This window comes from Sphingomonas nostoxanthinifaciens (assembly GCF_019930585.1).
GTDB classification, from domain to species: domain Bacteria; phylum Pseudomonadota; class Alphaproteobacteria; order Sphingomonadales; family Sphingomonadaceae; genus Sphingomonas_I; species Sphingomonas_I nostoxanthinifaciens.
In genome coordinates this window covers 462,723-478,112 of record NZ_CP082839.1, presented here as the reverse complement: position 1 = coordinate 478,112, position 15,390 = coordinate 462,723, and the positions used below count along the sequence as shown (strand labels likewise).

The window sequence follows — 15,390 nt, the reverse complement described above, 5'->3', positions numbered from 1 at the left end:
TCCTTGGTTATTCGGCGCGGCCGTTCTTGCGATAATCGAGCGCGGGCTTCCGATCGCCGACCATCGCCGCATAGGTGAAGCCCGCGCCGCGGCGATCGTTGAGTTCGGCCTTGGACTTGGCGATCACGTCGGGGCTCTGCAGCAGTTCGGCGGCGGAGAGCGCCAGCGTCTTGGCGGCGAGCACCGCGCCCTTGCTGCCGATGGTCGTGCCGGCGGCGGCGGCATTCTGCCAGCTATGGCCGGGCGACCCCGGCACGAATGTCGCGGTGGTCAGCCCGCCGGTCGGCACCACCCATGACACGTCGGACATGTCGGTCGAAGCGCCCGCAGCATCGGGCGAGGTGCGCACCGCATAAGGCTCGATCGTGCCGACGCTGGCAAGCGGCGGCGAGGCGGCGGGCAGGCTCTTGGCGAGCGTCGTCGCGAACTCGGTCTCGTCCGCCGTCCAGGTAATGCCGCCCAGCGAACGGAGATTATGATCGATCACCTGGCCGAGCGTGTCGTTCGGCAGCATCGCATAGACGCCGCCAATCTGCTCGAACTCCGACGTCGTCTCGGTCGCGAGTGCGGCACCCTGCGCGGCCTTCTTCACCCGATCCATCACCGAGATCACGATCTTGGGATCGTAGCTGCGGACGTAATAGAAGACCTCGGCGAAATCGGGCACGACGTTCGGCGCGCCGCCGCCATTGGTGATGACGTAATGAATGCGCGTCCGATCGGGTACGTGTTCGCGCATGAAGTTGGTCGAAACGTCCATGATCTCAACGGCGTCGAGTGCCGAACGTCCCTTGTCGGGATTGGCTGCCGCATGCGCCGAAATACCGTGGAAGCGGAATTTGCCGTTGGCATTCGCCATCGTGATGCTCTGCGCGGCCGAATTGGCGTTGCCGGGATGCCAGTGCAGTGCGACGTCGACATCCTTGAACAGGCCGTCGCGCACCATATAGACCTTGCCCGATCCGCCCTCCTCCGCCGGCGTGCCGTAGACGCGGAGCTCGCCGGGCGTGCCGGACGCCTTCATCCACGTCTTCACCGCGATCGCCGCGCCGACCGAGGCCGCGCCGAGCAAATTGTGGCCGCAGCCATGGCCGGCATCCTGCCCCGCGATCGGCGCCTTGGTCGGCGCCGCGCGCTGCGCGAGGCCGGGCAGCGCGTCATATTCGGCGGTGATCGCCAGCACCGGGCCGGCACCGTTGCGATAGCGCGCGACGAACGCGGTCGGCTCGCCGGCGATGCCGGTGGTCACTTCGAACCCGGCCTTGCGCAGCCGGTCGGCGAGCAGTGCCGAACTCTTCTGTTCCTGATAGCCGACCTCGGCAAAGCCCCAGATCGCCTTGGCGTCGGCGGCGACCGCTGCGCCATCGACCCCCGCCAGCACCTTCGCCCGTTGCGGCGCGGTCAGCGGTGCCGCCAGCGCCGCACTCGCGCTTAAGCCCGCAATCGCCAGCAATATCGTCCGCATCGCATCGCCCCATCACCGTCGGGCGATGCTAGGCGCGCCCCGCGCAGGCGGACAAGCGGCGCGGCTATTCCATATTGATCGCGCCCCATAGCCTCAGGGCAAGGGTGTCGCCTCCCCGATGCCCGCGATCGGCTCGCTCAGCATCGCCCTCTTGGCATCCAGGAAACCGCGCGCGACGCGCGACAACGGATGCTCGGCGAGATGGAGCGCCTCCAGCTGGAAGGTGACCGCGGGCGCGAGCGGGCGGAAGCACAGATCGGACGAGACGAAACCGCGCGCGGTGAATTCGTCGACGATCGCGATGCCCGCGCCCTCGCGTGCCATCGCCGCGGCGATATAGACCGAGCGCACCACGATCGACCGGCGCAGCTCGGCGGTGAAGGGATAGGCTGCCGGCCCGACCAGATCGGCGATGGCGACGCCGGGTGCGAAGCTGATCACCTCCTTGTCGCGCAGCATATCCAGGTCGACCGTCGCCCCGGCTTCGGGCAGCGCGTCGCGCCGGAACAGCACGCCGACGCTGCCCTGCCCCATCGGCACCGACGCGAGCGCGGGATCGCGGAACAGGTGATGGCCGATGACGATGTCGCACTCGCGCGAACCCAGCGCCTCGCGAAAGCTGTCATGATGGACGGCATGCACCTCGAAGGTGACGCGCGGCGCGATGTGACGGAAGCGCGCGATCGCCGCCGGCGTCACCGACAGCGCGAGCGAGGGCAACACGCCGAGCCGGATGCACCCTTCCACCGAGGTGCGCAGGTTGCGCGCCGTCCGCTGGAAGATGTCGATCCGCTCGTGCAAATCCTCGACGTCGCGGAACAGGAGGTGCGCCTCGTCGGTCGGCACAAGGCGCCCGCGCACCAGTTGGAACAGCGAGAAGCCCAGTCGCGTCTCGGCATGCTTCACGACCTTGCTGACCGACGGCTGCGAGACGTTGAGCAGCCGCGATGCCGCACTGATCGAGCCGGCTTTATAGACGGCGTGAAAGACCTCGATCTGACGCAGGTTCATGCCCATTCCTCCTCGCGCCGGGCTTCCCCTCCCGATTCATGGTCAGCTTATCAGCCGCGCGACGGCTGCCAACGGACATTGCGGACAAGAAATAGTGTGCCCCGCCATGTGCGGCCTTTCGGCAACCATTCGCGCGCCATATGCCGGCGCAACAAACGTGCGCCATGAGGCAAGTACCGCGGATCCTCGGGATGGCTATGGCGCCAATGCCGGCGTAAGGCCGTTGCGCAACGCATGGCTCTGGCAAACCTATTCCCGTGGTCGAGATATCGCGACGACCAACCTCGAACGGTTTTCATCGGCGACTCGATCACCGCATTCTGGAGCGCCGTCGCCCCCCGCTGGTTTCGACCCGGCTGGATCAACAAAGGCGTTTCGGGCGACACCACGGCGCAGATGCTCGCGCGCTTTTCGGCCGATGTTCTGGCCGCGCGACCGCGAGTGGTGCACATCATGGGCGGAACGAACGACCTCTGGCGTGGAATGCCAGGTGCCGGCGCCGCCACGTCGATCGCGAATATCGGGGCGATGATCCAGCTAGCACGGGCGAACCGTATCGCCGTGGTGCTCGCTGCGCCGCCGCCGATCGGTGCCCAGGCCGAGCAGATGTTCGAATATCCTGATTTCTTTCCTGCGTTGCGGGACGGGATCGAGAGGCATGCTCGTGCCTTCGGCGTGATCCATGTAGATTATGCCCGCGCGCTGGCGCGTTCCGGCGCGTTGAAACGCCAATACACCACCGACGGGATTCACCTCACGTCGGCAGGCTATCGCGCGATGCGGGGGCACGCTGAGGCGGCCATACGGAAGGCCGCAGCAGCAACGCAGTCCGCATGAACGGTGCCGTCAATCGACTAGGTCGTGAACCCATAAAAGGGTGATCTACGCGGGGCTTTGAAGTTCGATGTTTACGACCCGTGAGGCATCAAACGTAATATCATCCTGCTGGCCGACCCTGACCACTTCCGTTGCCCAAGCGACATGGACATCACGGACGCGACTGCCGTCATCGAGCGTCACGATCACGCGGGTGCTGCCATAAGAGGTCTCTGGCATTTCACGAACTTTGTCGCTGATATGAGCAGGCAGCGTGCGCGATCGGGTGTCCATCCGCAGATCTTACCTCATGAGCTACACCGGAAAAAGCTAGTGCCGGCGGAGCCGCCGACCCGCTTTCACGCCGAGCCAGATTGTGATTCAGCTTCGGCATGAGCCGATATGATCTGACAGACTTCGAGTGGCGAGTGATCGAGCCGCTGCTGCCCAACAAACCGCGAGGCGTGCCGCGCGTAGATGACCGGCGCGTGCTAAATGGCATCTTCTGGGTGCTGCGATCCGGTGCGCCGTGGCGTGACCTGCCCGAGCGCTACGGCCCTCGCACGACTTGCTACAACCGCTTCGTGCGATGGCGGAAGGCGGGCGTGTGGGATCGAATGATGGACGCCATCACCGCCGCACATGACGGCAACATCCAGATGATCGACAGCACCTCCGTTCGCGCCCACCAGCAGGCCGCGACGGCAAAAAGGGGGATCCAGATCATTGTCTCGGTCGCTCACGGGGCGGCCTCACGACCAAAATCCACGCAGTCGTCGACGCGCAAGGGCTCCCAATCCGGCTCGGCCTGACCGCCGGGCAGGCGCATGACAGCCCCGCCGCGTATCACCTGCTCGACCGTCTCGGTCCGCGAACCATCGTACTCGCGGACAAAGCTTATGATGCCGATGGCATCCGCGGCCTTATCGAGGCCCAAGGCGCAGTGCCCAACATCCCGGCCAAATCCAATCGCAAATGGAAACCATGCTTCAGCAAGCAGCTCTATCGCGAGCGCAATCTGGTCGAGCGCTTCTTCAGCAAACTGAAGCACTTCCGGCGCATCGCCACTCGTTACGACAAGCTCGCCGCAAACTTCCTCGCTATGGTTCAGCTCGCTTCAATGCGACTGTGGCTACGCGCTTATGAGTCTACGGCCTAGTGTGCCTTAACCATCCGCAGGGCGTCTCTCCAAAAAATGGGAGAGAGGTGTCATGCCGCAACGTCTGCTGCTGGTGGAATTTCTGGAGCTGATCGCCTGCCTGGCGCTCGTCGCCCTGGTCGCACGCGAAGTGGTGCGCTTCGTATAATCGACTCGGAGATCGTCGCCGATATTGCCCTGGAGGCTGCGACCTAGACGAGCCAGCGGGCTCATTGATGGTAGCGGAGGAGGGACTTGAACCCCCGACACGCGGATTATGATTCCGCTGCTCTAACCAGCTGAGCTACTCCGCCCCGAGGCGTCGCGGGCCTATAGGTGGCCGCCCGGCCAGGGTCAACCATTCGCTGGGCGCGATGCGGAACCCGGCGGCTTCGGCCACGTTCGCGCTGTCGATACCGAATCGATAATGAAATGGAGGCCCCTGATGGACCTATTGACCCCGCTGGAGACGATCTGTCGCCTGATGGTGCGTGCGCGCGAGCTGGAGGCGCAGGTGCCGTCGATCGAGACCGACGAAGAGGAGGATCCCACCGATTCGGACGACGAGTTCGCCGTTCTGGAGGATGATGCGAACGAGGCGACCGAGCAGGAGATCGTGGCGCTGCTCGACGACCTGGGCGACGATCAGGTGCAGGAGATCCTCGCGCTCGCATGGGTCGGCCGTGGCACCTACGATGCCAGCGAATGGAGCGATGCGCTCGAGGCGGCGGCCGATCCGGATTCGGAGGATCCGGCCGAGCAACTGCTCGATATGCCGACGCTTGCCGGCTATCTGGACGCCGGGCTCGCCGCGTTCGACCTGAGCTGCGAGGGCATCGGCCAGATCGACTGAGCCCGACGGCAACGTTGCGCTGCTTGCCACGTCGCAAGTGACGGGCAAGAAGGGGGGATGTTCGCACTCCCCCTCCTCGCTGCTGCCGCCGCCAGCCTGATCTCGCCCGATCGCATCAAGGCCGACGACAAGGTCCTCTCGTCCGACGCCTTCGCCGGGCGCGGGCCAGGCGAGGTCGGCGAACGGCAGACGACCGCATTCCTGACGCGCCAGTTCGCCGCTGCCGGCCTCAAGCCCGGCGGGGCCAATGGCGGCTGGCTGCAGGACGTGCCGATGGTACGGCTGGACCGCGCGCCCGGCGCGACGATGGCCATCGCGTTCGGCGGCACAACGCACCCGCTGGCGCTGGGCACGCAGGCGACGCTCGGGCTGCACAATGCCGGTCGCACGACGCTCACCGATGCGCCTCTGGTCTTCGCGGGCTTCGGCGTGGTCGATGCCAAGCGCGGCTGGGATGCCTATCGCGGCATCGACATGTCCGGCAAGGTCGCGGTCGTACTCGCCAACGATCCCGATTTCGAGGGCGGGCGCGATCTCGGCTTCGAGGGCCGACGGCTGGTCTATGCCGGCCGGATCGGCGCGAAGTTCGAGGCGGCGGCGAAGGCTGGTGCGATCGCCGTCCTCGTGATCCATGAGGATGCCGCAGCGAGCTACCCCTTCTTCCAGGTCGGCAGCGGCGATGCGGTGCCGTCGGCGGTGCTGGCGCCGCTGCTACCCACCGGGCTCAAGGCGACCGGCTGGCTCGCGGGCGACGTGGCGGCGGCGCTGTTGCAGCAGCAGGGCCTGACGCTCGACGCACTCAAGCAGCGCGCGCGCGATCCCGCGTTCCACGCATTCCCGCTCCCGGGCGCGAGCCTGTCGCTCGACGGCACGCTGATCGCGACACCGTTTATCAGTCACAACGTGATCGCGCGCCTGCCCGGCGCGTCGCGGCCGGACGGTTATGTGATCTACGGCGCGCATTGGGACGCGAACGGCACCAACGGGCCCGATGCGACCGGCGACGCGATCCGCAACGGCGCGATCGACAATGGCGCGGGCACCGCCGAGCTGCTGGAGGTGGCGCGCGCCTTTGCCCACGGCCCGCGCCCGGCGCGGACGGTCGTGTTCGCCGCATGGACCGCCGAGGAGAAGGGGCTGCTCGGCTCCGAATATTATGCCGCCCACCCGCTCTATCCGCTGGAGCGCACCGCGCTGGCGCTCAACCTCGACCCGCATCTGGTGCTGCCCGCCGCGCGCGATCTGGAGCTGATCGGCGGCGGCCGCACGCCGCTGGAGGCGGAGCTGACGCGGGTGGCGGCGGCGAACAAGCTGCGCGTGGTGCCCGAGCCGTTCCCGGAGGCGGGCTGGTATTTCCGCTCGGATCATTATTCGTTCGCCAAGCGCGGCGTGCCGACGGTGGCGTTCCGCGCCGGGCGCGACCTGATCGACGGCGGCCATGCCAAGGGCGACGCGATCGTCGCGCGCTACAATCATGATTGCTACCACCAGCCGTGCGATCAGTTCGATCCGCGCTGGACCTTCGCCGGCACCGCGCAGGAGGCGACGGTCGCCTACCAGCTCGGCCGCGAGGTCGCGGACAGCGCCACGTGGCCCGACTGGAATGCCGACAGCGAATACCAGCCGCTGCGCGCGACGAGCGCAGCCGCGCGGAGCCGCTAAGCGACCTTCCGCTTGATCGTATACGAAGCCGGGCTATGCCGGACGCTCCGAAGCAAGCGGGGCACGGCATGGATCGCAGAACCTTCACCTTCGGCGCGGCGGCACTGGCGGCCGCCGGCACACGCGCAGTCGCCGCCCCTGTAGCGAATGGGCCGGACGGGGCGCTCCAGGCGCTGCTGCTGCGCCAATTCGACGATTATGTCGCGCTGACGCCGGAGTTCGCCGCGGGGATCGACAAGGATGGCCGCTACGCCGCGGCACGCCTCCGGCTCGACGATCGCTCGCAGGCGGGCAAGGATCAGCAGGCGGCGATCGCACGACGCTGGCTCGCCGAGCTGCGCGCGTTCGATCGATCGCGGCTGAGCCCGGCGATGCAGCGCGATTACGATATCGCCGCCTTCACCTACGAAAATTATGCCGATCTGATGGGCCGCTACGGCTTCGTCGACATGAATTTGCGGCCCAACCCCTATGTCGTGAACCAGATGGCCGGCGCTTATTATTGGGAGCCGGAATTCTTCAGCCGCGCGCGCATGCAGAGCCCGGCCGACGTCGATGCCTATCTTGCGCGGCTGACAGCCTTGCCGGCGGCGTTCGATCAGGAGACCGCCCGCATCCGTGGCGATGCCGCGCGCGGCGTGATCCCGCCCGACTTCATCCTCGCGCGCACGATCGTGCAGATCGCGGCGCTGCGCGACACGCCCGCCGCGCAGTCGATCCTGCTGCGCGAGCCGCTCGCGGGGGCCAAGGCCAAGGGCCTCGCGCTCGATCCCGCCCGTGCGATCCAGCTGTGGGACGGGCCGATCCGCGCCGCGCTCGACCGGCAGGTCGCTGCGCTCAAGGCGCTGCAGCCGCGCGCCAAATCCGCGGCGGGCGTGTGGGCGCAGCCCGACGGCGAGGCATGGTATGCCGCCGCGCTGCGTTCCAACACCACCACGCCGATGCCGCCCGAGGAGATGCACCGGCTGGGCCTCGCCATCGTCGACGAGATCACCGTCGAGCTGGAGAAGATGCTGGCGGCGCAGGGCATGACCGGCGGCGCGCTCAAGGATCGCCTCCACGCGCTCGACATGGATCCACGGATGCGCGTGCCCGACGACGATGCCGGCCGCGCGCTGGTGCTCGCCAACGCCCATGCCGATCTCGAAAAGATCTTCCCGCTGCTGCCGCGCGCCTTCCGCAGCCAGCCCGCGCACGACATCGACGTTCGGCGCGTACCGCCCAACATCGAGGCGGGCTCGCCCGGTGCTTTTTATAATGGCGGGGCTGCGGACGGATCGCGGCCGGGCGTCATCTCGATCAACCTGCAGCATCCGCAGGAATGGCCCGCCTGGCGCCTGCCGACCTTGATCCATCACGAGGGCCTGCCCGGACACCATCTGCAGATCTCGATCTTCAAGAGCGTCGCCGCGCGCCAGCCGGCCTATAAGCAGCTTGCCCGCTTCTCGGCTTATTCGGAAGGCTGGGGGCTCTACGGCCAGCGCGTCGCCGACGAGATCGGCGTCTTCGAGGGCGATCCGCTCGGCCGCATCGGCTATCTCCAGTCGATGCTGTGGCGTGCGACCCGGATCGTGGTCGATACGGGCCTACACCACAAACGCTGGGGCCGCCGGCAGGCGGTCGACTGGATGGTCGATCATTCGGGCGAGCAGGTGACCTCGACCGAGCGCGAGATTGATCGCTACTGCGTGCTGCCGGGGCAGGCCTGCGCCTTCATGTATGGTCAGTCGCGCATCTTCGCCGCGCGCGAGCGGGTGCGGCAGCGCCTGGGCGCGAGGTTCGACGTCGGCGCGTACCACGATCTCGTGATCCTCGCCGGCGCGATGCCGATGCCGGTGCTGGAGGCGATGGTCGACGCGTGGGACGGGACGCCGGTCGCCTGAGACGCTCAGCCAGCCGGGCGCGCCAGATGCGAGCGGTGCACCGAATAGCCGAGATAGATCGCCGCCGCCCCCGCCAGCCATAGGGCGAACAGCGCGTAGGTGTCCGCCGGCAGCCCGGCGATCAGGTAGAGGCAGAACAGGGCGCTCGCGATCGGCAGCGCGGGGTAGAGCGGCACGCGATAGCCGCGCGGCAGATCGGGCCGGGTGCGACGCAGGATCATCACGCCGATCGACACCGTCGCGAACGCGATCAGCGTGCCCATGCTGGTGAGGTTCACCAGCACGTCGAGCGGCACCAAAGCCGCCAGCAGCGCGACGGCCGCCGCCACCACCAGCGTGTTCTGGCGCGGCACATGGCTCACCGGATCGATCCGGCGGAAGAAGGCGGGCAGCAGGCCGTCGCGGCTCATCGCGTAGAGGATGCGCGTCTGGCCGTAGAGCACTACCAACGTCACGCTGAAGATCGAGGCGATCGCACCCAGCGACAGCAGCACCGCCGGCCAGGCCGCGCCGGTGAGCGTGTGGAGGATCACCGCCAGCCCCGCCTCCTGCCCCGCAAACGCCGTCCACGGCTGCGCGCCGATGGCGGCAACCGCGACGAGGATGTAGGCGCCGGTGACGATCAACAGCGACAGGATGATCGCGCGCGGCAGCGTGCGGCGCGGATCGTCGACCTCCTCGCCCGCGGTCGAGACGGCGTCGATGCCGATATAGGAGAAGAAGATCGACGAGGCGGCCGAGCCGATCCCGGCCAGCCCCTTCGGCGCGAACGGGTGGAAGTTGGCCGCGCGGAAGTGCGCCAGCGCGATCACCACGAACAACGCCAGCACGGCCAGCTTCGCGACCACCAGCACGGCATTGGCGGTGGTCGATTCGCGCGCACCGCGCAGCAGCAGGATCGTGCACAGCCCGACCAGCACCGCCGCCGGCACGTTGACGATCCCGCCCGCGCCGGGCGGATTGGCGAGCGCGGTGGGCATCTGCCAGCCGACGGTCAGCGCGAACAATTCGTTGAGATACTGGCCCCAGCCGACCGCGATGGCGGATGCCGACACGCCATATTCCAGCAGCAGGCACGCGCCGATCAGGAAGGCCGCCAGCTCGCCCAGCGTCGCATAGGCATAGGAATAGGACGAGCCGGCCGCCGGGACCGCCGAGGCCAATTCGGCATAGCAGAGCGCGGTCAGCGCGGCGGTGATGCCGGCCAGCACGAACGACAGGCTCACCGCCGGCCCCGCCTCGGGCACGGCGGTGGTCAGCGCGACGAAGATGCCGGTGCCGATCGTCGCGCCGACCCCCAGCATCGTCAGCTGGAACAGGCCGATCCGCCGCGATAGCGCCGCGCCTTCGCCACCGCCGCCGACGAACTCGGTCACCGGCTTGCAGCGAAGGAAGGCGGAGAACAGGTTCGGTTGCGCCATCCGCCGGCTCAATAGCGCCAGCTCGTGAGGTCCGCGCCCGGCGGGGCGGTGTCCGCGATGCGCTTCACGATCTTCGGCAGGAACTGGAAGTTATAATGCAGCCGCGTCAGCGCGTTGATCTGGGTCGGGTCGCCGTTCCAGCAATGCTCGGCGCGATTGCCGTAGGCGACCTCGCCGCCATAGGCCGGGCTGCTCAGCCCCTCCAGCACGTCCTGCATGCGGTAGACCGCGTCGGTGAGGAAATAATTGTCGCCGATGCCGACATAGATGTGGAGCTTGCCGGCGAGCTTCGGCCCCAGCGTCTTCCAGTCGCGCTGGATGATGTGGGTCAGGTCCGAATGCTCGCGCCAATAGGCCGCGATCTCGGGCTTGATCGCGCCCGTCACCTTGTCGAACACCGGATCGGGATAACCGTCCTTGCCCATTGGCGACCACACCGCCTGCCAGCCGTCGTAGAGCCCGCCCGAACGGCCTTTGTCGCCCGCCACCAGCTCCTGATAATTGATGTCGCGCTGGGTCGCGATGATCTCGCCGAGATAGGTGCGCATCGCGGGCCGCTCGATCGACTGGGCATTGCCCTTGAGCACATAGGCGTTCTTGTCGCCGTACAGGTCGATCACCGTCAGCGTGTGATAATCGAGCGGGCTGGGGCAGGCGACGAACGCGCCATTATACATGTCAGGATAGAAGACCTGGGTGGCGATCGCCTCCCACCCGCCGGTCGAACCGCCATAGGTGAAGCGCGCCCAGCCCTGCCCGATCCCGCGGGGCCGCTTCTCGATCTCGGGGATCAGCTCGTAATTGATCGCGTCGCCATAGGGGCCGAGATTGGCCGAGTTGATCGCGTAGCTGTCGTCGAAGAAGGGATTGGCGTGGTCGATCTCGATCACGATGAAGCGCGGAAAATCCTTCGCAATCCACTTCTGGTAGAAGGCGTAGGCCTCCTGCTGCTGGATGCGGTTATAGCCCGCGACGTGGAAGCGCTCCGAATAATCGGGCTTCAGATTCGGATCCGGCGGCGTGGTGCGAAACCCCGAAATATCGTCGGGGAAATGGCCGTGGAACACCATCAGCGGATAATGCGCCTGCGGGTGCGCGGCGAAGCCGTCGGGCAGCAGCACGTGCGCGCGCAGATAGACCGGCCGCCCCCAGAAGGCCGAGAGCCGCGCGCTCTTGATGCGCACATGCTTGATATAATCGGTGTCGGGCTTGTCCGCGATCGGCGGCATCACCTGATCCAGCGTCGCGGCGAGCGCCGGCGGACGCTTCGGATCCCAGTGCACGCGCACCGGCCGCGAATAGAGATTGCCCGGCTTGATCTTCCAATTCTGCCCCTCGCCCTTGTCGGGCGCGAGCTTGACGACCGGGCCGTCGGCGCGGTGGAACGTCTCGTAGCGGTTGAGCACCACCTGCATCATGTAATCGCCCGCCGGCAGCGCGCGCAGGTTCGCGACCGGCCAGCCGAACGCCGCCGACCCGATCGACACCGACGCGCCCGCCCGGACGCCGTCGATCGTCTGGCCGAACATGAAGGGCGATTTGAGCGCGCTTTCCAGCGACACCTGCTCGCGCGGTTCGCCGGTCAGCTTGGGCGAGAGCAGCAGGATCAGCCGTCCGTCGACCGGCTGCCCGACGCTCGCCGGAATGGTGACGGTGACGTGCGGCGACGCGGACACGGCGCTCCGGGCCGGAACGGCGGACAGCGCCATCGCGACCGCAACCAATGCTCGTCCTGCCTTCACTGCACGGCCTCCGGTCCAGAAACGCTTGAGCCGGACGGCTGCACGCGACGGCCCCACCTTAGCCGCGGCACCTCGCCCGGCAAGGCGGCTCAGCGATCGAGCGTGAGGAAGGCGGTGATGCCCGAAGCGACCGCGAGGATCGCTGCCACGATCGCGGCGGCGTGGAAGGCGTCGACCAACGCGCCGCCCGTCCGCGACAGCACCGCGCCGCACAAGGCGGTCGCGATCAGCCCGCCGGTGCGCGCGACCGCGCTGTTGAAGCCCGACGCCGTGCCGGTATGGCGATCGTCGACCGACGACAGCACCGCGGTCGTCAGCGGCGCGACCGCACCGGCCATGCCGAGTGCGATCACTGCCATGCCAGGCAGGATGCTCGTCCAATAGCTCGCGGTCGGATCGGCGCGCAGCAGCAGCGCGAAGCCCAGGCCGGTCACGATCGGCCCCACCGTCAGCGGCCAGCGCGCGCCCAGCCGCCCCGACAGCCGCCCCATCGCGCGCGACGCCGTGCCGATGACGATCGGGAAGGGCAACAAGGCGAAGCCGGCCTGCACCGGGCTGTAATGGCCGCCGACGATCAGCAAATAGGGCAGCAGCACGATCAGCCCGCCGAGCGCGCCATAGAGCAGCAAGGTCAGCAACGTGAGGCCGACGAACGGCCGCGAACCGAACAAAGCGAGCGGCATCATCGCCCGATCGCCGCGGTGCCGCTCGACCGCGACGAACAGGCCGCCGAGCACGATTGCCGCACCGAGCCCGCCCCAGATGCCCGGCGACGCCGCATGGCGGCTCGACCAGGCGGTGAGCGCCCATGTGAGCGCGCCGAGCGCGACGGTCGCGAGGATCGCGCCGCCCCAGTCGAGCCGGCCCTCGCCGTCGCGCCGTTCCTCGAGCGCGAACCAGGCGATGAGGATCGCGGCCGCCGCGATCGGCAGGTTGAGGTAGAAGATCGTCCGCCAGCCGACCGCATCGACCAGCCAGCCGCCGAGCGGTGGCCCCACCGCGCTGGCGATCGCGCCGGCCGAGGCCCAGGTGCCGACGGCGCGGCCGCGCGCCTCGCCGGTGAACGAACTGCCGAGGATGCCGAGGCTGTTGGGCATCAGGATCGCCGCGCCGATCCCCTGCAAGGCGCGCGACGCCAGCAACCCGGCCGCGCCCGATGCCAACGCGCACCCTATCGAGGCCAAAGCGAAGATGACGATGCCGCCGATCAGCATCCGCCGCCGCCCGAAGCGGTCGCCCGCCGCGCCGCCGAAAAGCAGCAAGGCGGAGAGCGGCAACAGATAGGCGCTGATGATCCACGGCAATGTCGCCGGATCGGCCTTCAGGTCCGCCCCCATCGCCGGCAAAGCGACGTTCGTCACCGACCCGTCGACGAAGGCGAGGCTGGAAGCCAGCATCGTCGCCGCGATCGTCCACCGGGGGTAGCGGACGGCACCGCGCTCAGGCTGCATGGGTACAGCCTTAGCGCGGACGGGGCAGTTTAGGCCACCGTCGCTGCAACCAGCCGCGAGCGATCGATCGCGCGGATGTCGGTGCAGCCGGTCAGCGCCATCGCGACGCGCATCTCGGCCTCGACCAGCTTGAGCATGTGCGCGACGCCGGCCTGCCCGCCGCCCGCCAGCGCATAGATCCACGCACGGCCGAGCAGCACGCCGTCGGCGCCCAGCGCCAGCATCCGCACCACGTCGAGCCCCGAGCGCACGCCGCCATCGGCGAGGATGGTGAGCTTGCCCGCGACCGCATCGACGATCGGCGGCAGCGCGCGCGCGGTAGACGGCACGCCGTCGAGCTGGCGGCCGCCATGATTCGAGACGACGATGCCGTCCGCGCCGAGCGTCACCGCCGCGCGCGCATCCTCGGCGTCGAGGATGCCCTTGATGACGAGCGGGCCGTCCCACGTCTCGCGGATGAAATCGAGATCGGCCCAGCTGACCGTCGGGTCGAAATTGTTGCGCATCCACGCGAAGAAATCTTCGAGCCCGGTATTCTTGCCCAGCACCGGCGCGACGTTGCCGAGCTGGTGCGGCCGGCCATGGACGCCGACATCCCACGCCCAGCGCGGATGGGTGACGCCCTGCCACATGCGGCGCAGCGCCCCCGCCATCCCCGGCGCGCCGGCGAGGCCCGAATGATAATCGCGATAGCGCGAGCCCGGCACCGGCATGTCGACGGTGAAGACGAGCGTCGAGCAGCCCGCCGCCTTCGCCTTGCCGAGCAGTTCGCGCATGAAGCCGCGATCGCGGATCATGTAGAGCTGGAACCAGAACGGCTCCGACACCGCAGCCGCCACTTCGTCGAGCGGGCAGGCCGAGACGGTCGACAGGCAAAAGGGAATGCCCGCCGCCTCCGCCGCGCGCGCCGCCTGCACCTCGCCCCGCCGCGCATTCATGCCGGCAAGGCCGATCGGCGCGAGCGCCACCGGCAGCGCCTGGCGCCGGCCGAACAATTCGGTCGACACGTCGATGCGCGAGACGTCGGTCAGCACACGCTGGCGCAGCGCGATCTGCTCAAGCTCGGCGACGTTGCGCTTCAGCGTCACCTCGGCATAGGAGCCGCCGTCGATATATTCGAACAGGAAGGGCGGCAGCCGCCGCCGGGCAAGCTCGCGATAGTCGAGCGCGGATGCGGCCTTTCTCATTGCAGGTTCACGAACGCGCCGCCATCGACCAGCAGCGCCGCGCCGGTGACGTAGCGGGCAAGATCGGAGGCGAGGAAGACGATCGGCCCGGCGAGATCTTCGGGCTGGCCCAAGCGTCCGAGCGGGATGCGCGCCTCCATCCGCCGGCGCTTGTCGGCATCCGCCAGATCGTCGCGGTTGATCTCGGTCAGGATCGTGCCGGGCAGCACCGAATTGCAGCGTATGCCGTGCCGGCCGAGCGCGATCGCCGCCGACTGCATCAGCGAATGCACGCCCGCCTTGGTCGGCGTGTAATGCGTCTGGAATTCGCCGCCGACCAGCGCCGAGATCGACGAGACCGCGACGATCGCGCCGCCCCCGCCCTGCGCCACCATCTGGTTGGCCGCGGCCTGCACCATGTAGAAGGCGCCGTGCAAGTTCACGTCCATCGTCCGCTCGAACGTCTCGGCGGGCATGTCGAGGAAGGCATGGAACGGGCAGATGCCGGCATTGCTGACGAAGATGTCGACCTTGCCCAGTTCAGCCACGCCGCGCGCGACGAATGCCGGGGCGGAGGCGCGATCGGCGACGTCGGCCTTGAACGCGAAGCCCTTGCGGCCGGCGGCTTGGATCTCCGCCACCACCGCGTCTGCCGCTGCGTCGTCGCCGACATAGTTGATGCCGACGTCGGCACCCTGCCGCGCCGCCTCGATCGCCGCCGCGCGGCCGATCCCGGTGGATCCGCCGGTGACGAGCATAGTCTTGCCGTGAAGCAGCATGAT

General features: G+C 68.1%; 13 protein-coding genes and 1 tRNA gene. 5 read left to right on the top strand and 9 right to left on the bottom strand.

Features of this window, described 5'->3' with window-relative positions:
- Window positions 1-7: 7 nt before the first annotated feature.
- Both K8P63_RS02195 and K8P63_RS02190 read right to left on the bottom strand, forming a co-directional pair.
- A complete protein-coding gene (locus K8P63_RS02195; protein WP_223798253.1) occupies window positions 8-1,465 on the bottom strand; it encodes an amidohydrolase in 1,458 nt (485 codons plus the stop codon).
- Between the two features lie 93 nt (window positions 1,466-1,558).
- Window positions 1,559-2,476, bottom strand: coding sequence for a LysR family transcriptional regulator (locus tag K8P63_RS02190; protein WP_223798252.1), 918 nt, complete (start codon window positions 2,474-2,476; stop codon window positions 1,559-1,561).
- A gap of 234 nt (window positions 2,477-2,710) precedes the next feature.
- Between K8P63_RS02190 and K8P63_RS02185 the strand changes: the two genes are divergently transcribed.
- Window positions 2,711-3,313: a GDSL-type esterase/lipase family protein gene (locus K8P63_RS02185; RefSeq protein WP_223798251.1), complete on the top strand. Its 603-nt coding sequence runs from the start codon at window positions 2,711-2,713 to the stop codon at window positions 3,311-3,313.
- Window positions 3,314-3,358: 45 nt separating this feature from the next.
- On the opposite strand, the gene K8P63_RS02180 is transcribed toward K8P63_RS02185, so the two are convergent.
- Complete coding sequence (locus tag K8P63_RS02180) at window positions 3,359-3,586, bottom strand: hypothetical protein (protein WP_223796150.1); 228 nt, start codon at window positions 3,584-3,586, stop codon at window positions 3,359-3,361.
- A gap of 98 nt (window positions 3,587-3,684) precedes the next feature.
- Between K8P63_RS02180 and K8P63_RS02175 the strand changes: the two genes are divergently transcribed.
- A protein-coding gene (locus tag K8P63_RS02175; RefSeq protein WP_223796151.1) for an IS5 family transposase occupies window positions 3,685-4,451 on the top strand; the annotation gives its coding sequence in 2 pieces (ribosomal slippage) (window positions 3,685-3,997 and window positions 3,997-4,451; 768 coding nt in all).
- Window positions 4,452-4,667: 216 nt separating this feature from the next.
- Here the strand turns inward: K8P63_RS02175 and K8P63_RS02170 are convergent.
- A tRNA-Met gene (locus K8P63_RS02170) sits at window positions 4,668-4,744 on the bottom strand.
- A 131-nt stretch (window positions 4,745-4,875) separates the two neighbouring features.
- On the opposite strand from K8P63_RS02170, the gene K8P63_RS02165 reads away from it, so the two are divergent.
- The 3 genes from K8P63_RS02165 to K8P63_RS02155 all read left to right on the top strand — a co-directional run bounded on the left by K8P63_RS02165 (window position 4,876) and on the right by K8P63_RS02155 (window position 8,828).
- Window positions 4,876-5,283 (top strand): DUF3775 domain-containing protein, encoded by a 408-nt coding sequence (locus tag K8P63_RS02165; protein WP_223798250.1) that lies wholly within the window; start codon window positions 4,876-4,878, stop codon window positions 5,281-5,283.
- Window positions 5,284-5,340: 57 nt separating this feature from the next.
- Window positions 5,341-6,945: a M28 family peptidase gene (locus K8P63_RS02160; RefSeq protein ID WP_223798249.1), complete on the top strand. Its 1,605-nt coding sequence runs from the start codon at window positions 5,341-5,343 to the stop codon at window positions 6,943-6,945.
- Between the two features lie 68 nt (window positions 6,946-7,013).
- Window positions 7,014-8,828: a DUF885 domain-containing protein gene (locus K8P63_RS02155; protein ID WP_223798248.1), complete on the top strand. Its 1,815-nt coding sequence runs from the start codon at window positions 7,014-7,016 to the stop codon at window positions 8,826-8,828.
- 5 nt (window positions 8,829-8,833) lie between these two features.
- Here the strand turns inward: K8P63_RS02155 and K8P63_RS02150 are convergent, their stop codons facing one another.
- The 5 genes from K8P63_RS02150 to K8P63_RS02130 form a co-directional block, all read right to left on the bottom strand.
- Window positions 8,834-10,249: an APC family permease gene (locus K8P63_RS02150; RefSeq protein ID WP_223798247.1), complete on the bottom strand. Its 1,416-nt coding sequence runs from the start codon at window positions 10,247-10,249 to the stop codon at window positions 8,834-8,836.
- An 8-nt stretch (window positions 10,250-10,257) separates the two neighbouring features.
- Window positions 10,258-11,991: a hypothetical protein gene (locus K8P63_RS02145; protein ID WP_223798246.1), complete on the bottom strand. Its 1,734-nt coding sequence runs from the start codon at window positions 11,989-11,991 to the stop codon at window positions 10,258-10,260.
- Between the two features lie 89 nt (window positions 11,992-12,080).
- Complete coding sequence (locus K8P63_RS02140; protein ID WP_223798245.1) at window positions 12,081-13,442, bottom strand: MFS transporter; 1,362 nt, start codon at window positions 13,440-13,442, stop codon at window positions 12,081-12,083.
- Window positions 13,443-13,471: 29 nt separating this feature from the next.
- Window positions 13,472-14,629 carry an FMN-dependent L-lactate dehydrogenase LldD gene (gene lldD, locus K8P63_RS02135; RefSeq protein ID WP_223798244.1) on the bottom strand — a complete coding sequence of 386 codons (1,158 nt, stop codon included), beginning with the start codon at window positions 14,627-14,629 and terminating at the stop codon, window positions 13,472-13,474.
- Window positions 14,626-15,390: an SDR family NAD(P)-dependent oxidoreductase gene (locus tag K8P63_RS02130; RefSeq protein ID WP_317629378.1), complete on the bottom strand. Its 765-nt coding sequence runs from the start codon at window positions 15,388-15,390 to the stop codon at window positions 14,626-14,628. The genes lldD and K8P63_RS02130 overlap by 4 nt, the downstream gene beginning before the upstream one ends.